19 protein-coding genes, 1 tRNA gene and 1 pseudogene are annotated in these 22,095 nt (G+C 73.2%); 12 read left to right on the top strand and 9 right to left on the bottom strand.

The window, feature by feature from the left end; all coding sequences use genetic code 11:
* Nucleotides 1-538, top strand: a pseudogene (locus CWIS_RS18715) (metallophosphoesterase); the annotation flags it as partial.
* Nucleotides 539-671: 133 nt separating this feature from the next.
* Entirely contained in the window at nt 672-1,733 is a 1,062-nt protein-coding gene (locus CWIS_RS07785; RefSeq protein WP_231583730.1) for an LLM class flavin-dependent oxidoreductase, read from the top strand.
* A 135-nt stretch (nt 1,734-1,868) separates the two neighbouring features.
* Here the strand turns inward: CWIS_RS07785 and CWIS_RS07790 are convergent, their stop codons facing one another.
* A complete protein-coding gene (locus CWIS_RS07790; protein WP_048342694.1) occupies nt 1,869-2,327 on the bottom strand; it encodes a GatB/YqeY domain-containing protein in 459 nt (152 codons plus the stop codon).
* Nucleotides 2,328-2,468: 141 nt separating this feature from the next.
* Here CWIS_RS07790 and CWIS_RS07795 point away from each other — a divergent pair.
* From CWIS_RS07795 to CWIS_RS07815, 5 genes are all read left to right on the top strand, one after another.
* Nucleotides 2,469-2,541, top strand: a tRNA-Arg gene (locus CWIS_RS07795).
* Between the two features lie 205 nt (nt 2,542-2,746).
* Entirely contained in the window at nt 2,747-5,224 is a 2,478-nt protein-coding gene (locus CWIS_RS07800) for a glycogen/starch/alpha-glucan phosphorylase (protein ID WP_048342695.1), read from the top strand.
* A gap of 141 nt (nt 5,225-5,365) precedes the next feature.
* A complete protein-coding gene (locus tag CWIS_RS07805; protein ID WP_048342696.1) occupies nt 5,366-6,319 on the top strand; it encodes an aldo/keto reductase in 954 nt (317 codons plus the stop codon).
* Between the two features lie 37 nt (nt 6,320-6,356).
* On the top strand, nt 6,357-6,713 hold the full coding sequence (locus CWIS_RS07810; RefSeq protein ID WP_048342697.1) for a MerR family transcriptional regulator: 357 nt from the start codon (nt 6,357-6,359) through the stop codon (nt 6,711-6,713).
* A gap of 80 nt (nt 6,714-6,793) precedes the next feature.
* Complete coding sequence (locus tag CWIS_RS07815) at nt 6,794-7,174, top strand: DUF5997 family protein (protein ID WP_048342727.1); 381 nt, start codon at nt 6,794-6,796, stop codon at nt 7,172-7,174.
* A gap of 14 nt (nt 7,175-7,188) precedes the next feature.
* Here the strand turns inward: CWIS_RS07815 and CWIS_RS07820 are convergent, their stop codons facing one another.
* Complete coding sequence (locus CWIS_RS07820; protein WP_048342698.1) at nt 7,189-8,061, bottom strand: LysR substrate-binding domain-containing protein; 873 nt, start codon at nt 8,059-8,061, stop codon at nt 7,189-7,191.
* A complete protein-coding gene (trmB, locus tag CWIS_RS18330; protein WP_048342699.1) occupies nt 8,058-8,792 on the bottom strand; it encodes a tRNA (guanosine(46)-N7)-methyltransferase TrmB in 735 nt (244 codons plus the stop codon). The genes CWIS_RS07820 and trmB overlap by 4 nt, the downstream gene beginning before the upstream one ends.
* A 57-nt stretch (nt 8,793-8,849) precedes the next feature.
* Between trmB and CWIS_RS07830 the strand changes: the two genes are divergently transcribed.
* Nucleotides 8,850-10,334: a chloride channel protein gene (locus CWIS_RS07830; protein WP_053071619.1), complete on the top strand. Its 1,485-nt coding sequence runs from the start codon at nt 8,850-8,852 to the stop codon at nt 10,332-10,334.
* On the top strand, nt 10,331-11,341 hold the full coding sequence (locus CWIS_RS07835) for a cation diffusion facilitator family transporter (RefSeq protein ID WP_082156303.1): 1,011 nt from the start codon (nt 10,331-10,333) through the stop codon (nt 11,339-11,341). Before CWIS_RS07830 ends, CWIS_RS07835 begins: the two co-directional genes overlap by 4 nt.
* A gap of 22 nt (nt 11,342-11,363) precedes the next feature.
* Here CWIS_RS07835 and CWIS_RS07840 read toward each other — a convergent pair whose 3' ends face one another.
* From CWIS_RS07840 to CWIS_RS07855, 4 genes are all read right to left on the bottom strand, one after another.
* Nucleotides 11,364-12,287: a YhjD/YihY/BrkB family envelope integrity protein gene (locus CWIS_RS07840; protein WP_048342700.1), complete on the bottom strand. Its 924-nt coding sequence runs from the start codon at nt 12,285-12,287 to the stop codon at nt 11,364-11,366.
* Between the two features lie 2 nt (nt 12,288-12,289).
* A complete protein-coding gene (locus CWIS_RS07845) occupies nt 12,290-13,318 on the bottom strand; it encodes an alpha/beta hydrolase (RefSeq protein ID WP_082156304.1) in 1,029 nt (342 codons plus the stop codon).
* 113 nt (nt 13,319-13,431) lie between these two features.
* Complete coding sequence (locus CWIS_RS07850) at nt 13,432-14,085, bottom strand: histidine phosphatase family protein (RefSeq protein WP_048342701.1); 654 nt, start codon at nt 14,083-14,085, stop codon at nt 13,432-13,434.
* A gap of 112 nt (nt 14,086-14,197) precedes the next feature.
* Complete coding sequence (locus CWIS_RS07855; RefSeq protein ID WP_048342702.1) at nt 14,198-14,797, bottom strand: TetR/AcrR family transcriptional regulator; 600 nt, start codon at nt 14,795-14,797, stop codon at nt 14,198-14,200.
* A gap of 120 nt (nt 14,798-14,917) precedes the next feature.
* Here CWIS_RS07855 and CWIS_RS07860 point away from each other — a divergent pair, with 120 nt between their 5' ends.
* Nucleotides 14,918-15,754: an alpha/beta fold hydrolase gene (locus CWIS_RS07860; protein ID WP_048342703.1), complete on the top strand. Its 837-nt coding sequence runs from the start codon at nt 14,918-14,920 to the stop codon at nt 15,752-15,754.
* A 202-nt stretch (nt 15,755-15,956) separates the two neighbouring features.
* On the opposite strand, the gene CWIS_RS07865 is transcribed toward CWIS_RS07860, so the two are convergent.
* Nucleotides 15,957-17,231 carry a cellulose binding domain-containing protein gene (locus CWIS_RS07865; RefSeq protein WP_048342704.1) on the bottom strand — a complete coding sequence of 425 codons (1,275 nt, stop codon included), beginning with the start codon at nt 17,229-17,231 and terminating at the stop codon, nt 15,957-15,959.
* A gap of 359 nt (nt 17,232-17,590) precedes the next feature.
* Between CWIS_RS07865 and clpB the strand changes: the two genes are divergently transcribed.
* Entirely contained in the window at nt 17,591-20,179 is a 2,589-nt protein-coding gene (gene clpB / locus CWIS_RS07870) for an ATP-dependent chaperone ClpB (protein ID WP_048342731.1), read from the top strand.
* A gap of 161 nt (nt 20,180-20,340) precedes the next feature.
* Nucleotides 20,341-21,516 carry a hypothetical protein gene (locus CWIS_RS07875; protein WP_197080786.1) on the top strand — a complete coding sequence of 392 codons (1,176 nt, stop codon included), beginning with the start codon at nt 20,341-20,343 and terminating at the stop codon, nt 21,514-21,516.
* Here the strand turns inward: CWIS_RS07875 and CWIS_RS17575 are convergent.
* On the bottom strand, nt 21,505-21,891 hold the full coding sequence (locus tag CWIS_RS17575; RefSeq protein WP_053071620.1) for a hypothetical protein: 387 nt from the start codon (nt 21,889-21,891) through the stop codon (nt 21,505-21,507). The genes CWIS_RS07875 and CWIS_RS17575 overlap by 12 nt on opposite strands.
* Between the last annotated feature and the right edge of the window lie 204 nt (nt 21,892-22,095).

A 22,095-nucleotide genomic window follows, 5' to 3' on the forward strand; every position in this document is an offset into this window, starting at 1 on the left:
CGGCGCGCTGCGCACGGCGACCCCGGTGGTCGTCGGGGCGGCCACGGTGGGCCGGACGCTCACGGCGCGGCCGGGGTCGTGGGGTCCCGCGCCGGTCACGCTGGCCTACCGGTGGTACGCCGACGGCTCCGCGATCCGCGGCGCGACCTCGTCGTCGTACCGCCTGGCACCCGCCCAGGCCGGCAAGCGGATCACCGTGCGTGTCACGGGGACGCGCACCGGGTACGCGACGACGAGCGTGGTGTCGCGTGCGACCGCGAAGGTCGCCCAGGCGCAGCTCACCAGCGCGCGGCCGACGATCACGGGCACGCCGAAGGTCGGCCGGACGCTCACGGTCTCGCGTGGCACGTGGACGCCCGGCACGCGGTTCACCTACGCGTGGTTCGCGGACGGTCGCCGGATCTCCGGCGCGACGAGCTGGCGGTTCACGCCCGGGGCGGCGCTCGCGGGCAAGCGCGTCACGGTGCAGGTCACGGGGACGCTCGCGGGCTACGAGACGCACACCCGCACGAGCGCCGCGGTGACGATCCGCCGCTGAGGCCCGCGGGGGACCGCGGGCAGCGCCCGGCGGGGACGGAGGCAGTCGACGCGCTCGTCGAGCGTGGCCGCTGCCTCCGTCCCCGCACCCGTGCCCGGCGGTGCGGAATCGGCGGCGGCCGGGGGTGGTTCTGGTGGGGGTGAACGCGACTCAGGCGCAGCAGGTGACGTTCGGCCTCGACACGTTCGGGGACGTCACGACGACGAGCGACGGCCGGCCGGTGCCGCAGCACCAGGTGCTGCGCGACGTGGTCGAGCAGGGGGTGGCGGCCGACCGCGCGGGCGTCGACCACTTCTCGGTGGGGGAGCACCACCGCGACGACTTCGCGGTCTCGGCGCCCGATGTGGTGCTCGCCGCGATCGCCGCCCGCACGGAGCGCGTGACGCTCGGCTCGGCCGTGACGGTGCTCTCGTCGGACGACCCCGTGCGCGTCTACGAGCGGTTCGCGACGCTCGACGGGATCTCGGGCGGGCGCGCGGAGATCCAGGTGGGGCGCGGGTCGTTCGTCGAGTCGTTCCCGCTGTTCGGGTACGACCTGGCCGACTACGACGCGCTGTTCGAGGAGAAGCTCGACCTCCTGGTGCGCCTGCGCTCCGAGGGTCCGGTCACGTGGACGGGCCGCACGCGCGCACCGCTCGACGGGCGCCGCGCCTGGCCGACGACCGCCGGTGGTGCGCTGCCGGTCTGGGTCGGGGTCGGCGGGACGCCCGAGTCGGTCGTGCGGACCGCGCGGCACGGGCTGCCGCTCATGCTCGCGATCATCGGCGGTGCGCCCGCGCGGTTCGCGCCGTTCGTCGAGCTGTACGGGCGCGCGGCGCGCGAGCTGCACGGCGCCGACGCCGTGGTGCCGCCCGTGGGCGTGCACTCGCCGGGGTTCGTGGCGGAGTCCGACGAGGACGCGCGCGACCTGCTGTTCCCGCACTTCAAGGCGAACCGCGACCGGATCGGCGCCGAGCGCGGCTGGCCGCCCATGACCCGCGACGACTTCGAGGCCGAGGCCGACGAGGGCGCGCTCTTCGTCGGCTCGCCGGACACCGTGGCGCGACGCATCGCGGACACCGTGCGCACCCTGGGCGTGCAGCGGTTCGACCTCAAGTACGCCCACGGCCCCCTGCCGCACGAGCACCTGCTGCGCGCGATCGACCTCTACGGCACCGAGGTCGCCCCCCGCACCCGAGCCCTCCTCACCCCCTGACCGCTTCCCACCAACGCCGGACCCTCGCGGGCCGGCCACCGGGCCCGTTGTGGGTGGAGAAACGCCCGCCCAGCGATCGCTTCTCCACCCACAAGCGCCGCCGAGCCGACGCGCGGGCCGGCGCGCGGGTCGGGGCTAGCGGGTCAGGGCCGTGCGGACCAGGGTGGAGAGCTTCTTGCCGTCGGCGGCGAGGCCCGCGCGGGACGTGGCCTCCTTCATCACCGCGCCCATGTCCTTCATGCTCGTCGCGCCCAGGTCGGCGACCACGGCCGTGACCAGCGCCTGCAGCTCGTCGTCCGACAGCCGTGCCGGCAGGTACGTCTCGATCGCGTCGGCCTCGGCGGTCTCGTTCGCGGCGCGCTCGGGCGCGTGCGCGTCGCTGTAGATCTGCGCGCTCTCGCGGCGCTTCTTCACCTCGCGGGCCAGCACGGCCAGCACGTCGTCCTCGCTGAGCTCGCGCACCGTCGGGCCGGACTTCTCCTCGGCGCGCACGGCGCCGATCAGCTGGCGCAGCACGCTGGTGCGGGCGGTGTCGCGGGCCTTCATCGCGGTGGTGAGGTCGGCGGTCAGGCGGTCCAGCGTCGGGGTGCTCATGCGCTCATCGTCCCCCGCGTGGCGCCGCGTGGGCCAGTGGATACTGCGCTCGCGCCGGGTGCGGTGGCCAGCGTCACGCGGTCCCGGTTTGGGCGTCGCGGTCCGCGCCCTGTATCGTCTCTTCCGGCCCGCAAGGGTCGTGCGCCCGTAGCTCAATGGATAGAGCATCTGACTACGGATCAGAAGGTTGGGGGTTCGAGTCCCTTCGGGCGCGCATCGTGAAGCGGCTCTCATCGGTTCTCCGGTGGGGGCCGCTTCTTCGTCGGCGCCCGGACGCTGTCGCGGAGGCCGTAGCGGGCGGTTCGTCCGGGACTAAGGTCACCCGTACGGGTGAATGTGAGCCACTTCTCGAAGCGTTTCGCAAGAATTGCAAGGGATTGCGTCACTCACGGGACACACTCCGTGGCTACGGTGGACTGGTGACGGCAGAGACGACACCCCCCATCGCGACGCGCGAACACACCGTCGACGGCTTCGTGCGCGAGTTCTTGCGCGAGCTCAACTTCGGGCAGGGCGTGGACCTGACCCGGGCGTCGGTGAACGACAAGTACCTGGCGATGGCGCGCACCGTGCGCCACTACCTCATGACCCGCTGGCTCTCGACGCTGCGCAGTCAGGCCAAGCTGCAGGCCAAGTCGGTCGCCTACCTCTCGGCGGAGTTCCTGCTCGGTCGCCAGCTCGACAACGCGCTGCTGGCGTCCGGCCTCGAGGACATCGTGTCCGAGGGCCTCGAGAGCCTCGGCATCGACCTGGAGGAGCTGCGCCAGGCCGAGATCGAGCCCGGGCTCGGCAACGGCGGCCTCGGCCGGCTCGCGGCGTGCTTCATCGACTCGCTCGCGACCATGAACGTGCCGTCGATCGGGTACGGCATCCGCTACGAGTACGGCATCTTCAAGCAGACGTTCGTCGACGGCTGGCAGGTCGAGAAGCCCGACGACTGGCTGCGCCTCGGCTCGCCGTGGGAGTTCCCGCACCCGGAGGCCGCGGTGAAGGTCAACTTCGGCGGGCACGTCGAGCAGTACCAGGACGACGACGGCGTCGTGAAGCGCCGCTGGGTCCCGGGCTGGTCCGTGCTCGGCGTCCCGTACAACTACATGGTCCCGGGGTACGACGAGGGCCGCGTCAACACGCTGCGCCTGTGGAGCGCCCGCGCCACGCGCGCGTTCGACCTGGAGATCTTCAACTCGGGCGACTACGCCGAGGCCGTGCGCGCGCAGACGTTCGCGGAGAACATCTCCAAGGTCCTCTACCCCGAGGACTCGACGCCGCAGGGCAAGGAGCTGCGCCTGCAGCAGCAGTACTTCTTCGTCGCGTGCTCCATCAAGGACTTCGTCGACCAGGTGCTGCCGCAGGACTTCGACCTGCACAAGCTGCCGGACCGGATCGTCTTCCAGCTCAACGACACCCACCCGGTGATCGCCGTCCCCGAGCTCATGCGCGTGCTCGTGGACGAGAAGGGCTGGGACTGGGACGAGGCGTGGGCGGTCACGAAGCAGTGCTTCGCGTACACGTGCCACACGCTGCTGCCCGAGGCGCTCGAGGTCTGGCCGGTCGACCTGCTCGGCCGGCTGCTGCCGCGGCACCTCGAGATCATCTACCGCATCAACGACGAGTTCCTCGCCGAGCTGCGGGTCGCCTACCCGCACGACGAGCTGCGCGTGCGCCGCATGTCGATCATCGCGGAGTACCCGGTGCGCGCGGTGCGCATGGCCTACCTGGCGACGGTCGCGGGCACCAAGGTCAACGGCGTCGCGGCGCTGCACAGCCAGCTGCTGCGCGACAAGGTGCTCGACGACTTCGCGGGGTACTGGCCCGAGAAGTTCACCAACGTGACCAACGGCGTCACGCCGCGCCGCTTCCTCAAGCTGTCGAACCCGGGGCTCTCGGGGCTCATCACCGAGGCGATCGGCGACGGCTGGGTCACGGACCTCGACCAGCTCAAGGGCCTGGAGCCGCTGGCCGACGACGCCGAGTTCCGCCGCCGGTTCCGCGAGATCAAGTACGCGAACAAGCTGCGGATCGCCTCCGTGCTCGAGCAGCGCGACGGGATCGTCGTGAACCCGGACACGCTGTTCGACGTCATGGTCAAGCGCCTGCACGAGTACAAGCGCCAGACGCTCAAGCTCCTGCACATCGTGTCGCTGTACGAGAAGATCACGACCGGCAAGATCGCGGTCGCCGACGTCACGCCGCGCACGTTCGCGTTCGGTGCGAAGGCGGCGCCCGGCTACGTCCTGGCGAAGCAGATCATCGCCCTGATCAACGCCGTGGGTCGCACGATCAACGACGACCCCGCGCTCGAGGGTCGCCTGCGCATCGCGTTCCCGGCCAACTACAACGTCACGCTCGCCGAGACGCTGATCCCGGCGGCGGACCTGTCCGAGCAGATCTCGCTCGCGGGCAAGGAGGCGTCGGGCACGGGCAACATGAAGTTCATGCTCAACGGCGCCCTGACGATCGGCACGGACGACGGCGCGAACGTCGAGATCCGCGAGCTCGTCGGGGACGAGAACTTCTTCCTGTTCGGCCTCACCGAGCCGCAGGTCGCCGAGGTCGTCGAGCGCGGTTACCACCCGTCGGCGTACTACGAGACGAACCTGGACCTGCGCAACGCGCTGGACCTCATCGCCTCGGGTGCGTTCTCGGGCGGCGACCGGGCGACGTTCGAGCCGATCGTCTCGAACCTGCTCAACGAGGACCGGTTCCTCGCGCTGGCCGACTTCCAGGCGTACGTCGACGCGCAGGCCCGGGTCGACGTGGCCTACGCCGACTCCGAGGACTGGACGCGGCGCGCGGTGCTCAACGTCGCGCGCGGCGGGTTCTTCTCGTCCGACCGGTCGATGCGCGACTACATCGACCGCATCTGGCACACCTACCCGGTCGCGCCGGAGGCCTGAGCCACACCGACGAACGCCCCTCGCCTACCTCGGGCGCAGGGGCGTTCGTCGTCCGACGACGAGCCCGCGTCCCGTCGGGCCGGCACGCGCATGCACCGGGGGCTTGACCTGGAGTGCGCTCCAGGTTGCAGGCTCGTCGTCATGGACCAGGACCTGACGGCCACCCGCACCGCCGAGCCCGTGCTCGGTGCCATGTACTTCGGCACGCGCGCCGACGACGCGCTCTCCTTCGACCTCCTGGACGCGTTCGTCGACCAGGGCGGCCGGTGGATCGACACCGCGAACTGCTACGCCTTCTGGGAGGACCCGTCGGGCGTCGGCGGGCAGAGCGAACGCGTGCTCGGACGCTGGTTCGCGGCACGCCCGGGGATGCGCGAACGCGTGCGGCTCGCGACGAAGGTGCGGCACCAGCCGCTCGTCCCGCACGAGTGGCCGTCGTCGGCCGAAGGGCTGTCCGCGGAGGCGATCCGCCGCGGCTTCGCGGCCTCGCTCGATCGGCTCGGGCTCGACTCCGTCGACCTGCTGTGGGCGCACGCCGAGGACCGGTCGGTGCCGCTGGACGAGACGGTGGCGGCGTTCGGCGAGCTCGTCGCGGACGGCCGGGTGGGACGGCTCGGGGCGTCCAACCACGCCGCGTGGCGCGTCGAGCAGGCACGCGCGATCGCGCGTGAGCAGGGCGTGGAGCCGTGGACCGCCGTGCAGCTGCGCTACTCGTACGTCGTGCCGCGGCCGGGGGTCACGCTGCCCGAGGGCGGCCATGTGCACGCCGAGCGCGACCAGCTCGACCACGCGCGCTCGCAGGGCCTCGACCTGTGGGCGTACTCGCCCCTGCTGACCGGTGCGTACGTGCGCAGCGACCGCCCGCTGTCACCCGGCTACGACCACCCGGGCACCCACCGCCGCCTCGAGGTGCTCGCGCAGGTGGCCGACGAGCTCGGCGCGACGCGCAACCAGGTCGTGCTCGCGTGGCTGCTGGACCAGGGCATCCACCCGATCCTGGGCGTCAGCTCAGTCGACCAGCTCACGGAGGCGATGGCGGCGCGCGAGGTCGCCGTGACCGACGAGACGCGGACGCGCCTCGACGAGCCGGCCTGACGCGGGGGCGGCAGAGGTCGGTGGGAGCATGACGGCCATGACGGGGTACGCACCGGGTGAGGTCGCGCAGCGCACCGGCCTGAGCCTGGACACGCTGCGCTACTACGAGCGCGAGGGCCTGGTCGGGCCGGTCGGTCGCTCGGCGGGCGGGCAGCGCCGGTACGACGAGGACGACGTCGCCTGGATCGGCATCGTCACGTGCCTGCGCGAGGCGGGCCTCGGCATCGCAGACCTGCGCCGGTTCACCGAGCTCCTGCGCTCGGAGGCAGGGCAGGACGACCGCGTCGCGTTCCTGCGCCGTCGTCGTGCCGAGCTCGAGGAGCAGGCCGTGCGCATCCGCGCCGCGATCGACGTCCTCGACGGCAAGATCGCCCACTACGGGGGCGACGCCTGAGGGGTGGTCGGCGTCGCACGGCGCGCGGGGCGCCCCCCGTTCGCGCGTAGGGTGTCGCCGTGGCCAAGAAGACGCAGGAGATGAAGCCGTCCACGGCGGCGGCGAAGCTCGACGTGTACCTGCCGGCGACGCCCGAGGAGTTCCGCACCGGCACGGTGACGCGCGACGAGCTCGCCGAGCTGCAGCAAGACCCGCCGCAGTGGCTCGTCGACCTGCGTCGCAACGGACCCCACCCGCGCAACGTCGTCGCCGCGCGGCTGCGCGTCTCGACGTCCGGGCTGGCGCGTGCCGGGGTCACGGACGCGCTGACGACCGACGAGATCAACGCGCTGATCGCCGAGCCGCCCGAGTGGCTCGTGCGCGAGCGGCAGACGTTCGAGGAGGTCCGCCGCGAGGAGCGTCGGCTGGAGGCGCGCGAGGCCGACCGCCGCGCCGAGCAGGCTCGCCGCGAGAAGTCCTGACGCGTCGCGTGCGGTCAGCGCTTGCGGCCGCGGTTCGTCCCGGGCTTGCGACCGCCTGACGTGCGAGGGCTCGGGGCGCGTCGCCCACCGGCGGCAGCGCCCTTCGTCGCCTTGCCGGCACCACCCTTGCCGGTGCCGCTCTTCGCGCCGCCGGCCTTCCCGGCCCGGCTCTTCCCTGCCCCGCCCTTGCCGCTGCCCTTGCCCGACGCCTTCGTCGGCGCCTCGGCCGTCGCGCCCCGGCCGCGGGAGGACGTCGCGGTGCGCCCCCGGACGATGCCGATGAGCTCCTCGGTGAGCTCGTCGTAGGACTCGGTCAGCCACGCGAGGCCCACAGCGGAGCCCGGCGCGTCGGTGACCGGACGCGTCGTCAGGCCGCGGCGCAGGTGCAGCCGCGCGACCGAGTGCGGCGCGACGAGCACCGCGTGCCCCGCGGCGACGAGGTCGACCGCGTCGCTCGTCGTCGCGACCGCACCCGCGAACCGCTCGCCGGGCGCGTCCGCCCAGCCGAGCACGTCGTCGACGGGCACGACGAGCGTCTCGTCGGCGAGGTCCGCGGCCGTGATCTCCTCGGCGGCGGTGAACAGGTGGTCCTTGGGCACGACGACGACCGTCGCCTCGGTGTACATCGGGATCGCGTCGATGCCCGCGCGGTCGACGGGCAGGCGCAGGAGGCTCGCCGCGACGTCGCCCGCCCGCAGAGCGTCCACGGCGTCGGCCGCGGCGACCGGCACGAGGTCGAGCGCGACGTCCTGGATCCGCTCCTCCCAGACGCGCACCCACCGGCCCGGGTTCACGCCCGGCACCATGCCGAGCCGGAACGCCGGCGGCGAGGTGTCCGCCGACGAGGCGTCCGACGCCGGGCCGTGCGTGGGGTCCTGCTCGCTCATGCCGTGCGCCTCGCGATCACGTCGGTGGAGGGGCGGGCGGTCGCCAGCCCACGGGCCTCGAACTTGGTGACCGGGCGGTGCGGCGGTCGGGGGACCGCGCCGGCCGAGTCGAGGCCCTCGTCGGCCGCGAGGACCTCGACCATCTGCTCGGCGTACGGCGCCCAGTCCGTCGCGACGTGCAGCGTGCCGCCCGGCCGCAGGCGCGAGCGCAGCAGCGCCACGTGCTCGGGCTGGACGAGCCGGCGCTTGTGGTGGCGGGCCTTGGGCCACGGGTCGGGGAAGAAGGCGTGCACGGCGTCGAGCGTCGACTCGCCGATCGCGTGCCGGGCCAGGTCGAGCGCGTCGCCGTGCGCGACGCGCAGGTTCGTCAGGCCGAGCCGTTCGACGAGCACGAGCAGGTTCGCCAGGCCCGGCAGGTGCACCTCGACCGCGAGGTAGTCGCGGTCCGGGTCGGCCTGGGCCATCGCCGCGGTCGTCTCGCCCATGCCCGGCCCGATCTCGAGCACGAGCGGCGCGCGGCGACCGAACAGCGCGGTGGCGTCGAGCAGACCGTCTGGCGTGCGGGGGAACGGCGAGGCCTCGTCGTGCACGGAGAAGCCGAACCGGGGGAACAGGCGCGTCAGCGCGTCCGTGCGGTCGCGGCCGAGCGCCGCGCGCCGCGGATGGAACGTGCGCAACGGCTCGTGCGGGCGCGCAGCCTCGTGGCGGAACGCGTCGGGCGGCTGGCTCACGCACAGCAGCCTACGGACCCCGCGCGGCCCCGCCGTCGCGTGGCTACTGTCGGCCTCATGCCGCAGGCCGGTGAGCCCGCTTCGCACGTGCCGCCCCGCGACCTGGCACGCCTCGCGCTGCTGGGAGCGCTCGTCGGCCTGCCCGCCGGTCTCGTCGCCTTCGCGTTCATCGGCCTGGTGCACGAGCTCGAGTCCTGGCTGTGGGACGACCTGCCGGTGCTGCTCGGCGCCGACGCGCCGCCCTGGTACCTCGTGCTCGCCCTGCCCGTGCTCGGCGGCCTGCTCGTCCATCTCGCCCGGATGCTGCCGGGTGACGGCGGGGCGTCGCCCATCCACGGGCTGCACCTGGGCGGCGCGCCGCGGCCGCGGGACGCCTGGGGAGTCGCGCTGGCCGCGGTCGCGACGTTGCCGTTCGGCATGGTGCTGGGCCCCGAGGCGCCCCTGATCGCGCTGGGGGCGATCGTCGGCACGTGGGTCACGTCGTGGGCGCGGATGACGGACCAGGGCCGGACCGTCGTGGCGACGGCCGGGTCCGGCGCGGCGATGTCGACGCTGTTCGGGGGGCCGCTCGTCGCGGGGCTCATGCTGCTCGAGGGCGGCGTCGGAGCCGGCGCGCTCGTCATCCCGCTGCTCGTGCCGGCGCTCGTGTCCGCCGCCGTCGCGTACACGCTCGTGACGGGCCTCGGCTCGTGGGCCGGGCTCCCCGTCGGCGGGCTCGCGATGCCCGGACTCCCGGAGTACGAGACCGTCCTGGTGCGTGACGTGGTCGTCGCGGTGCTCGTCGGGGTGCTCGCGGCCGTCGTCGCGCGGTTCGTGCGACGGGCCGCCACGTCGCTCGCGGGCCTCGAGCCTCGGCTCGGTCGGGGGCCCCTGCTGCTGCTGGGCGGGCTCGCGGTCGGCGTGCTGGCGCTCGTCGCGGACGCGCTCGGTGCGGACCCGCAGGAAGTCCTGTTCTCGGGGCAGTCGTCGATCCCGGACCTCGTCGCCAGCGGATCGGTCGCCGCCGTGCTCGTCGTACTCGTCGCGAAGGTGCTGGCCTACGCCGTGAGCCTCGGGGCGGGCTTCCGGGGCGGGCCGATCTTCCCGGCGATCTTCATGGGGGTCGCGTTCGCGTCGTTCGCGGTCGTGACGGTCGACCTGTCGCCGACCGTGGCGATCGCGGTGGGCGCCGGGGCGGGCATGGCGGCGATGACGCGCATGGTCGTCTCGCCCGTGCTCTTCGCCGCGCTCCTCGTCGGGCGTCCCGGGCTCGACGCGGTGCCCGTCGCGGTGATCGCGACCGTCGCGGCCTGGCTCGGGTCCGCGGTCCTGGACCACCGCGACCTCCTGGGCCGACGACGGGCGGACGCCGACGAGGCGGCCACGGCGGCCGCCCCCGCCGGGACCGCCCTGCCCGTGCCTGCACCGAGCGTGCCCGCGCCGGGCGCCCTCGAACCGGGCGTCCCCGAGCCGGGCGTCCCCGAGCCGGGCGTCCCCCGACCGGCGGCCGCCGCCGGGGCCGAGCTGACGCCGGACCCGCCCGCCGCGGGGGAGCGGCCATGAGCGGACCGTCACCCGTGGAGCCCGGCGCGCCCGGCGCGCTGCCCGTCCTGACCGGGTCCGACGACACGCGGGACGAGTCCGCGCTGACGGTGGCGATCGCGCTCGGGGCCAACCTGCTCATCGCGGTCGCCAAGTCGATCGCGGCCATGGTCACGGGCGCAGCGTCGATGCTCGCCGAGGCCGCGCACTCGTGGGCGGACACGGGCAACGAGGTGTTCCTGCTCATCGCGCAGCGCAAGGCCGCCCGCCCCGCCGACCGCACCCACCCGCTCGGGTACGGCCGCGAGGTCTACGTGTGGTCGCTGTTCGCGGCGATCGGGCTGTTCGCGGTGGGCGCCGGGGTCTCGATCACGCACGGGATCTCCGAGCTCGCCCATCCCGAGCCGGCCACCGACTTCGGCGTCGCCTACGCCGTGCTCGGGGTCGCGTTCGTCCTGGAGGGTGTCTCGTTCCTGCAGGCCAACCGGCAGGTGCGCACCGCCGCGCGGCGCCGCGACCAGGGGCTGCTCGAGCACGTGCTGCGCACGTCGGACCCGACCGTGCGCGCGGTGTTCTTCGAGGACGCGGCCGCACTCGTCGGCATCGTCATCGCCGCCGCGGGGATCGCGGCGCACGAGATCACGGGGTCGTCCGTGCCCGACGCGATCGGCTCGATCCTCGTCGGGATCCTGCTCGGCGTGGTCGCGGTGGTCCTGATCGAGCGCAACCGCAGGTTCCTCGTCGGCGAGGTCGCCGACGACCGCCTGTGGAACGCCGCGCTCGCGACCCTGCAGGCCCAGCCCGAGGTCGCGCGCGTCAGCGAGCTGAGGCTCGAGCTCGTCGGGGCGCGGCAGGTGTTCCTGTCCGGGGCCGTGGACCTGGTGGGCGAGCCCGACGAGACAGCGGCCTCGCACCAGCTCGCCGCGCTCGAGCGTCGCATCCGTGCGACGCCCGGCGTCGTCGGTGCGCTCCTGTCGCTCGCGGAGCCCGAGGACCCGGGGCTCGCACCCCGCCGGGCCCCGCACTGACGCCGCGGCCAGGCGTCCGTCGTCAGAGGTCGGCGTCCGCAGCCGTCGGCGAGGGACGCGGGCCGTCGGTCGTCGGCGCACGAGCGTCTGGGCCGGTGCCGCGGACCCATCGGCCCACGGGGCCGTCGTCGGACGCGCACGCGTGCCCGATCGCCATGCACGCGATCACCACGAGCGCGAGCGCGAACAGCCACCCGAGGTAGGCGAACACGAGCCCCAGCACGCCGAACTGGCGCGCACCGGCCGTCAGCGCGAGCGGCAGGTAGACGGACCCGGCCTGACCGAGCAGCGCGATGGCGACGCCCGTCAGCACACCCGTCACCACGACCGGGCGGCGCGGGAGCTGGCGGCGCAGCAGCAGCTGCGGCACGAGCGTGAACACGGCCGACCAGATGAGCGCCTGCACCGCGAGCTGGGTGACGCCCCGCCACGACGACGTCACCACGTCACGCGTGAACGCGACGATCGACGTCGCGAGCGCGACGGCCAGGACGGTCGCGAGCCAGCGCCACGCGTTGCGCAGCCCGGGACGCCGGGCGCCCCAGACACGGACGTAGACCCGCTCCAGCGCACGCGCGAACGACGTCGCCGAGATCAGCGCGACGAGGATGCCCAGGATCCCGATGGTGCTCGCGATCTGGCTCGAGTCCGGCACCGAGCCCGCGAGCGCGGCGCGCGTCTCGTCGGACAGGCCGAGCGAGCCCGAGACCCAGCTGCCGACCCCCTCGTCGTCCGGCCGCAGCGCGGCGGTCACCAGCATGAGCGGGACGATCGAGGTGAACGCCTGCGCGGCGAGCGTCATGGCGCGGTCGAACACCTCGATCGCGACGAGCTCGCGCACGATGCGCTCGAGCAGACGACCGGTCGGGGTGCCGCGCGTGGCGTCCCAGCGGCGCAGCCCCCAGGCCCGTGCCGCCGCCGCCCCCCGCGCGACCCCGCCCGCCACGGCTACCCCTGCGGCGGTACGCGCTCGTCGAGGAACCGGACGACCTCGGCCACGTAGCGCTCGCGGGCGGGGCTGGGGGACAGCGCCAGGTCGTGCGAGCCGCCCGGCACGACGACGAGCGTGACGTCCGGGCCGAGCAGCGGCGCCCGCGCGGCGATGTGGTCGACGTCGAGCACGGAGTCGGTGGTCAGCAGCGCGTCGTGCTCGCGGTCGTCGGGACCGGTCGCGTCGGACGTGAGCACCAGCACGGGCTCGGCGATCGCCAGCCCACGGCCCACGCGCGCGTGCCCCACCCGGATGGTCCGGACGAACGAGGCCCGCGCGGGGAAGCCCTCGTGCGGCTTCCAGGCGAGGTCGAAGTCCCACTCGCCGCCCGTGTCCTGGTGCAGCGCGCGCCCGTAGTGCGGCGCGATGTGCCCGAGCACGAGGTCGGGCGCGACCCTGCTCAGCGGGCCCAGGCAGTGCGTGAGGACGTGCCGCTCGAACCAGGACCCGCGCAGGTCGAGCCACGGGGAGTTGAGCACGACCGCGTCCACCCCGCCGGGGCGCGCGTGCGCCCACAGCGCGGCGACCAGGCCGCCCGTGGAGTGGCCGAGCAGGGCGACATGGTCGTGGTCGGTGCGCAGCAGCGCCACGGCGGCGTCGATCTCCTGGGCGTACGTGGCGAGCTCGCGTGTGTGGTTGGCGGGCCGGCCGGGCCGGATCGAGCGCCCGTAGTCCCGCAGCTCGAGCGCGTACAGGTCCCAGCCGGCGGCGTCGAGGGCGTCCGCGACGTGGGTGTGGAAGAAGTAGTCGACGAACCCGTGCAGGTAGAGCACGGCCCGACGATGCCGCGCGGGCCGGTGCACGAGCGTCGCGACGGGGTCGACGCCCTCGCGGGCCGTCTCCGCGTCCGGCGGCAGGTGCAGCGTCCGCGCGACCCACGGCTCCCCGAGCAGGTCGGCCCGCTCGTCGTCCCACACCGCCGCGCCGGCCCGCCCCGCGCCCGCCGCGCTCGTCGTGCCTCCGCCGCTGCCCGTGTCGTCGCCCATCCGGGCATCGTCGCACCTCCCGCGGGGACGGGGTGGAGGCGGGACCGGGTGGAGTTCCGCTCGCTGAGCGAGCGCAAGTCCACCCGGTCGCGGCTCAGACCGGGCAGGGAGGGTCAGGCCACCGGGGCCAGGGCGGGGGCGGGGCGGGATGCGAGGTGGCCCTGGCCCGCGACGTCCTGGGCCAGGGACGTGATGCGTGCTGCGCCTGTCTCGTCGACCTCGACCGTGGTGACCGAGGCGTTCGGCAGCGCGACGAGCCCGATGGGCTCGAGCGTGGCCAGGTAGGCGCCGAGCGCGAGCCCGTGGCCGACGACGAGCACGTGCCCGTCGGTGCCGAGGTGCCGCTCGACGAGCCGGCCGAACACGCGCGTCGTGCGGGCCATGAAGTCCGCGGCGTGCTCTCCGCCGGGCAGGCCGGGATGCGTGCCGGCGAGCACCTGTCCGACGAGCGTCGGCCACGCGACCACGGCGTCGAGGCTCGTCTCGGGCCGACGCTCGTAGATCCCGAAGTGGTACTCGCGCAGGTCGGCGTCGGTGCGCAGCCGGAGGTCGTCGTGGTGTCGCAGGAGCTCGACCGCCGTGGCGATCGCGCGCCCCGACGGCGAGGACCACGCCCCGGTGAACGGGGTGTCCGCCAGGTGCCGCGCGGTGGTGCGCACGCCGGCACGGCCCTCGCGCGTGAGCGGGGAGTCGCAGCGGCCCTGCAGGACGCGCCGCGCGTTGAAGTGGGTCCGCCCGTGCCGCACGAGCGTGAGTGTGAGGGTCATCGTCGCCCTTTCGTCGTCATCGGTCGCTGCCGACGCTAGGCGCGGGACATGACGAGGCGGCGACGGCGGGGTGTCGGGCCGATGCACGTTCCGGCGCGTGGCGCGCCGGCCGTCAGCGGCGGGCGAGGGCCGCGTCGATCAGCACCTCGGCCGCGCGGCGCGCGTGCACGGCGGCGTCGGGGCGCCCGGCGATGGCGGCGGTCGTCTGCGCGCCCTCGGCGAGCAGCGCGAGCTGGGCCCCGAGCTCCGGGTCGCCGCCGAGCTCCTGCGCGAGCCGCGCGACGTACTCCTGGAACGACTGCTTGTGCGCACGCGCCGCCTCGGCCACGGCGGGTGACGTCGCGCTCAGCTCGCCGAACGCGTTGATGAACCCGCAGCCGCGGAACGCGTCGTTGCCGAACCACTGCTCGAGGAAGTCGAACACCGCGAGCAGGCGCGCGCGCGGGTCCTCGAGCCCGGCCGCGGCCTGCGCCAGCCCGGCCTCCCACTGCCGGTGCCGCGAGGCGAGCACCGCGAGCACGAGCTGCTCCTTGCCGGGGAACTCGCTGTAGAGGCGCTTGAGCGACACGCTCGCGGCGGAGCGCACCTCGTCCATCCCGACGGACTGGATGCCGCGCGCGTAGTACAGCGCGTCCGCGGCGTCGACGATGCGCGCGCGCACCTCGTCGTTCGTCGGCGCCGTCGCCGCCGTCCCCTGTGCCGTGCTCGCCATCGTCGACTGCTCTCCTGAACATTGCTCCGCCCCAGCACTTGCGCCGAGAACGCTCGTTCTCTACTGTAGTCCACATCGGCGGAGAACGATCGTTCTCCCGGACTCGAGAAGGGGCGCATCATGGGTCGCATCAAGGTCGGTACGGAGAACTCGGTCGACATCGAGCTGCACTACGAGGACAAGGGGACCGGTCGGCCCGTCGTCCTGATCCACGGCTTCCCGCTCGACGGCAACTCGTGGGAGGGCCAGACGGCCGCGCTGCTCGACGCGGGCTACCGCGTCGTCACGTACGACCGTCGCGGGTTCGGCCAGTCGAGCCAGCCGTCGGTCGGCTACGACTACGACACCTTCGCCGCGGACCTGAACACGGTGCTCGAGATGCTCGACCTGCGTGACGTCGTGCTCGTCGGCTTCTCGATGGGCACCGGCGAGGTCGGCCGGTACCTCGGCACCTACGGCTCGGCGCGCGTCGCCAAGGCCGCGTTCCTCGGCTCGCTCGAGCCCTACCTCACCAAGACCGACGACAACCCCGACGGCGCGGCTCCGGCCTCGTTCTTCGAGGACATCGCCGCGACCGTCCGCAAGGACCGGTACGCCTACTTCACCGCGTTCTACCAGGACTTCTTCAACCTGGACGAGTTCCTCGGCAGCCGCATCAGCGAGGAGCAGGTGCGGCACGCGTGGGACATCGCGGCGGACTCGGGCCCGTACGCGTCGGCCGCCGCGCCGCTCACGTGGGGCACGGACTTCCGGGCGGACATCCCCAAGATCGACGTGCCGGCGCTGATCGTGCACGGCACGGGTGACCGCATCCTGCCGGTCGACGCGACGGGCCGCCGGTTCGCCCAGGCGCTGCCCTCGGCGACCTACGTCGAGATCGAGGGTGCGCCGCACGGCATGCTCACGACGCACACCGCCGAGGTCAACAAGGCCCTCCTCGACTTCCTCGCCGGCTGAGCTCCACCCACAGCGCAGGCGCCGCATCGGGTGGAGAAGGTCACGCCAGGCGTGACCAGGTCCACCCGCAGAGCGCGCAGGCGCCCGACGACGAGGCGTCCGACCCCCAGTCGGGCGCCTCGTCGTCTTGCTGCGCCTGGGCGCCAGCGCCCGGTGCCGTGTCCGCGCGACCGGCACCGGGCCGCGTGCCCGGGCGAGTCCCTCAGGCTGCCTGGCAGGTCACCGTGGCACCGGCGCCCGTGCCGACACCCTGGAACCCGAAGCTCGTGCTCTGGCCCGGTGCCAGTGAGCCGTTCCACGGCGCGTTGCGCACGGTCGGCGACTGACTCGGGCCGGACTGCACGCCGCTCCACGTGTTGCTCGCCGTGGCGCCGTTGGCCAGCGTCACCTGCACGACCCACCCGCTGAGCGCCTGGCCCGCCTTGACGTCCACCTGCGCGACGAAGCCGCCGGGCCACTGGTTGACGACCGAGTAGGTCGCGGTGCAGGCGCCGCCCGGCGTCGACGTCGGCGTCGAGGTGGGCGTGGGCGTCGCAGTCGCGGTGGGTGTCGGAGTGGGCGTCGGAGTGGGCGTCGGTGTCGGAGTCGGCGTGGGCGTCGGCGTGGGCGTCGGCGTGGGGGTCGGGGTGGGGGTGGTCAGGACGAGGTTCTTGCGCTGCACCGACCACTGCGCGCCGTTGGCGCACAGCCCGCAGCCCTGGTTGACGAAGACCCGCCCGGCGTCGTTGTCGCCCTTGAGCTGCCACTTCACCCACAGCACCGCGGCACGGCCGAACTCCCCGCCGTTCTGCTGGTCGTACGTCCCTCCGTGGCCGACCGGCAGGTTGCCCATGAACGCCGGGAGCCCGGACGGGAGCTTGCCCCAGTCGTCCATCGCGTTGGGGTAGGCGATGTCGCCCGAGCCGCCGATGAAGTAGGCGATCGGGTGGTCGAGCCGCCGGAGCTGGTAGTCGTCGCCGTCGTTGAGCAGGCCGCTGCTGAAGATCATCGTCGTCGTCACGCGCGGGTCGCCGGAGACGGCGTAGGCCTCGATGCCGCCGCACGAGAACCCGGCGACCGCGATCTTGCTGGTGTCGAGGCGGTCGCGCAGGGGGCTGCCGTTGCGCGCGTTCTCGGCCACGGCCCAGTCGATCGACTGGGTGAGCATCGCCGAGTTCGTCGAGCCCGAGCCGTTGGGCGCGCCGTTGGAGATGACGAGGAAGCCGTGCGAGGCGATCTCGCGCAGGAAGTTGTACGCGGAGGTGCCGTTGGCCGAGCAGGCGCCGTTGCCCCACACCAGGATCGGCATCTTCGCCGAGGGCAGGTTCGCGGGCCGGTAGATGGTGTGGTTCGCCAGCGAGCCCGAGGTCTCGTAGTCCGCCGGGTACGGACCGGACCCGCCCGCGGCCGCCGAGGCCGGGATCGCCAGCACGGCCGTGGCGAGCAGCGTGCCGATCGCGACGGCGCCGGCACATGCCGCCCGTGCAAGTCGTCTCATCGTCCAACCTCCCAGGTCGTCAGTCGTCGCGCGGTCGGCGGCCGGGTGGCGCGCCGGGCAGAGCTGCGCGACTCCACCGTTCCGACGGCTCGGTCGGGTGTCGAGGGAGGCGGCTCTACTTCGATGGAGAAAATCGATTCGGTCCCCTCGGCGCGCTCGTCGCGCACGTCCGTCGGCGCTCGCTGCCGTCGCGCGGGTGCGACCACCGGGCAGTGCGCGACGGCGCCCTCGCGTGCTGTCGCCGCGACGAATCGGGGTGGAGCGGATGAAGTTGAGCGGAATACACTCAACTTTGTCGCGTTGAGGCGAAGAGGACGACACAATCAGCGATGCGCGAGTCGTTCGCGCTAGGAGGTCACGTGGACGCCAAGTTCACCACCTGCTCGCAGGAGGCGCTCGGCAGCGCCTTCCAGTCCGCGAGCGCTGCCGGCAACCCACAGCTTGAGCCGGCGCACATCCTGGACGCCCTGCTCCAGCAGGAGGGGGGCGTCGCCAACGGGCTGCTCGACGCCGTCGGCGCGGACCGGGGAGCGCTCGGTCGCTCCGTGCGTGGCGTCCTGGTCAACCTCCCGTCGTCGTCGGGCTCGACGGTCTCCCAGCCGCCCGCCTCGCGGCAGACGACCGCGGCCCTGCTCGCCGCGAACGACGAGGCCCGCGCGCTCGGTGACGACTATGTCTCCACCGAGCACCTGCTGATCGGGCTGGCCGCGGGCCAGTCCGGCGTCGCCGACGCCCTGCGCGCCGCGGGCGCCTCGCGCGACGCGCTGCTCGCCGCGCTGCCGACCGTGCGCGGCAACGGCCGCGTGACCTCGGCGAATCCCGAGGGCACGTACAAGGCGCTCGAGAAGTACGGCCTCGACCTCACGCAGCGCGCCGCCGAGGGCAAGCTCGACCCGGTGATCGGCCGCGACGCCGAGATCCGGCGTGTCGTGCAGGTACTCTCGCGCCGCACCAAGAACAACCCCGTGCTCATCGGCGAGCCCGGCGTGGGCAAGACCGCCGTCGTCGAGGGGCTCGCGCAGCGGATCGTGGCCGGTGACGTGCCGCAGTCGTTGCGCGGCAAGAAGCTCGTGTCGCTCGACCTGGCCTCGATGGTCGCGGGCGCCAAGTACCGCGGCGAGTTCGAGGAGCGGTTCAAGGCCGTCCTCGAGGAGATCACCGCGTCCGAGGGTGAGGTCGTCACGTTCATCGACGAGCTCCACACGGTCGTCGGCGCGGGTGCCGGCGGCGAGGGCGCGATGGACGCGGGCAACATGCTCAAGCCCATGCTCGCGCGCGGCGAGCTGCGCCTGGTCGGCGCGACGACGCTCGACGAGTACCGCGAGCACATCGAGAAGGACCCCGCGCTCGAGCGGCGGTTCCAGCAGGTCTACGTGGGCGAGCCGTCGGTCGAGGACACGGTCGCGATCCTGCGCGGGCTCAAGGAGCGTTACGAGGCGCACCACAAGGTGACGATCTCGGACGCCGCCCTGGTGGCTGCCGCCGCGCTGTCGGACCGGTACATCACGGGCCGCCAGCTCCCCGACAAGGCGATCGACCTCGTCGACGAGGCCGCCTCGCGCCTGCGCATGGAGCTCGACTCCTCGCCCATCGAGATCGACGAGCTGCAGCGCGCCGTGACGCGCCTCGAGATGGAGGAGGTCGTCCTGTCCGAGTCCGACGACCCCGCCTCGCTCGACCGGCTCGAGCGGCTGCGCAAGGACCTCGCGGACCGTCGCGAGGAGCTCGCGGCGCTCAACGCGCGGTGGGAGAAGGAGAAGGCCGGCCACAACCTCGTCGGCGACCTCAAGGCGCGCCTCGACGCGCTGCGCTCGGACGCCGAGCGCCTGCAGCGTGAGGGCGACCTCGAGAAGGCCGCGCGCATCCTGTACGGCGAGATCCCGACGCTCGAGCGGCAGATCGCCGACGCCGAGGCGAGCGAGAGCCAGCAGGACGTCGTCGACGGCCCGCCGATGATCGCCGAGAAGGTCGGGCCCGACGAGATCGCCGAGGTCGTCTCGGCGTGGACCGGCATCCCCGCGGGCCGCATGCTCGAGGGCGAGACCGCCAAGCTCCTGCGCATGGAGGAGGTGCTCGGCGAGCGCCTGATCGGCCAGAAGAAGGCCGTCGGCGCGGTCTCCGACGCGGTGCGCCGCGCCCGTGCGGGCATCTCCGACCCCGACCGTCCCACGGGCTCGTTCCTGTTCCTGGGCCCCACGGGCGTCGGCAAGACCGAGCTCGCGAAGGCGCTCGCGGACTTCCTGTTCGACGACGAGCGCGCGATGGTCCGCATCGACATGTCGGAGTACGCCGAGAAGCACTCGGTGGCGCGGCTCGTCGGGGCCCCTCCCGGGTACGTCGGCTACGAGGAGGGCGGCCAGCTCACCGAGGCCGTGCGGCGACGCCCGTACTCGGTGGTCCTGCTCGACGAGGTCGAGAAGGCGCACCCCGAGGTGTTCGACGTCCTGCTGCAGGTGCTCGACGACGGCCGTCTCACCGACGGCCAGGGCCGCACGGTCGACTTCCGCAACGTCATCCTCATCCTGACGTCGAACCTCGGCTCGCAGTTCCTGGTCGACCCGATGCTCTCGGAGACCGAGAAGCGCGAGGCCGTCATGGGTGCGGTGCGCTCGTCGTTCAAGCCCGAGTTCCTCAACCGGCTCGACGACGTGGTGCTCTTCGACCCGCTGTCCCTCGAGCAGATCGGCTACATCGTCGACCTGCAGGTCGAGCTGCTCGCCAAGCGCCTGCGCGACCGCCGGCTCACCCTCGAGGTCAGCCCGGCCGCCCGCGAGTGGCTCGCGATCGAGGGCTACGACCCCGCATACGGCGCCCGCCCGCTGCGCCGCCTCGTCCAGCGCGAGATCGGCGACAACCTGGCCCGCGCCCTGCTGTCCGGCCAGATCCACGACGGCCAGACGGTCGTCGTCGACCGCGACGACACCGGCCTGAGCATCACGGGCGCCTGACCAGCCCGGCCGGTCCCGGCGCCGAGCGGTACTGATGCGGTACTGCCCGGCGCCGCCCCCGATGAGATAGCGTTGGCTTTATGTAGACTGCTTCTGTGCCCCGCCCCGCGCTCGTGAACCCGCCACCCTGTCCCCAGAGACACGAGCCGCGTGACGGGTACGTGGTCCGCAAGGCCGGGACGTACGGTGGCGCTTCGAAGCGCCAGCTCTACGCCTGCGTGGCGCCGGACGGCAGTCGTCATCGTTTCGCTCCGGCGCTTCCGCGCGAGCACAACCACGAAGGGGTCTGCGAGTCCTGCGACTCGACGCTCGTCGCCCACACCGGCCCAGTGGTCGGCCGCGACTACCTTCACCGCCTGCGACTGGTGGCAGAAGCCCTCGTCCAGGTCGGCTCTGGAGTCTCCTACGTCCGCGCGTCCAACCGCGCACGGGTGGGCGCCGGACGAGATCCCCTCACCGGCTCCGGAGCCGGCCACCTGGCCGCGGAGTGGACTGATGCCTGGAGTCCGGTCATCGTCGGGGCGCTCACCGAGACCGACTGGCCCGAGACGCTCGTCCTCGACTCCACCGACTTCTGGTGGACCAACGCGCGCACCAAGGGTCGCCGCCGCGAGTTCGCGGTCCTCATCGCCTACGGCTACCCAGGACCCGGGGCCGCGGACCCCAGGCCACGCGTCTGGGGCATCCACGCCTCGCACACCGCGCAGGCCGACGACTGGGTCGCGCTCCTCACCAACTTGAGGCTGCCAGCGCCGCCGACGTCGGTGGTCTCCGACGACAACCTCGCGGTGACGGCCGCCATCCGGCGAGTCTGGCCGCTCCAGCCAGGTCAAACACTGCCGGTGCCGTTCGTGTTCTCGTGCGAACACCATCTGCGCACCAACGCTGTCGCCGCCCTCACAGCTGACCGGGTCGCACACTTCGGGTCGGTGCGCATGGAGGCGCTGAACGGCGCCTTTCGGGATCGAGCCGGATGGGACGCCTTCACCGCGACGATCACGGCCAAGCAGACCAACGCGACCGCCTGGCTGGCGGGCCTGAGGTCGCGACTCGAGGTGCAGACCGTGGTGCGGGCCTCGCTGCCCGAGCACTACACGACGGCGGGTGCGGAGGCGGCCGCCGCGAGCCTGAAGTCGATGCTCGAGCAGCGATCGTTCAGCCTCCGGAACAAGGACCGCACGAACCGTCTCCTCGGTCTGATGCGACTTCACCTGGCAGGGCGAGACGACCCAGGGCAGTACCACCGGATCTTGCGTGCGCACGCGGAGGCAGCCGGTGGACGAGGCGCACCGCAGGGCCAGAACCGCGATCGCCGCGGAGCGGCCTCACTTCGGTAGACCGCCCCCGACGCCGCGGAACCTGCCGCCGAAGGCTTCCAGCACCCGCGCGAAGTCCTCCTGGGTGAGCGGAGAGTCGTAGTCGCCAACCATCTCGTCCACCACCTCGCTGGCACCATCGCCGCCCCAGTACAGGACGTCTGCCCAACCTCCGGCGTAGAGCACCAGCTCGCCCTCTTCGCCGCCGCACGTCACCTTGACCCCAACGGAGTCGGGCTCTGCGGCCTGGGCGCGCCCAGCCACCACCTGGTTCGGCCATGTGCGGGCCTGGTCACGCCAGGTGATGGGACCGACCCGAAGGCCGCGAGCCTGCCACTCCGCGCCGCGATCCGAGATCTGCGCTGCAGCGAGATCCAGGTCGATCTTGACGTCCAAGCCGGAGCTCCCAACGGTCGGTGTCGATCTGCGCGTGAGCCTACGGTGCGGGCACCGGTGGCGGGCGCACCGCCGGACGGCTGGATAAGGCCAACGCTATCTCATTGGGGGCGGCGCCGGACGCCGTGCGATCGGCGTCGCCCGAGGGTCGCGGCAGGACGCTCCGCGCTATCCGACGCCGTAGACGGAGCTTGTTCTCGTGCA

Origin of the sequence: Cellulomonas sp. A375-1, assembly GCF_001040865.1 — a bacterium.
GTDB lineage: Bacteria > Actinomycetota > Actinomycetes > Actinomycetales > Cellulomonadaceae > Cellulomonas > Cellulomonas gelida.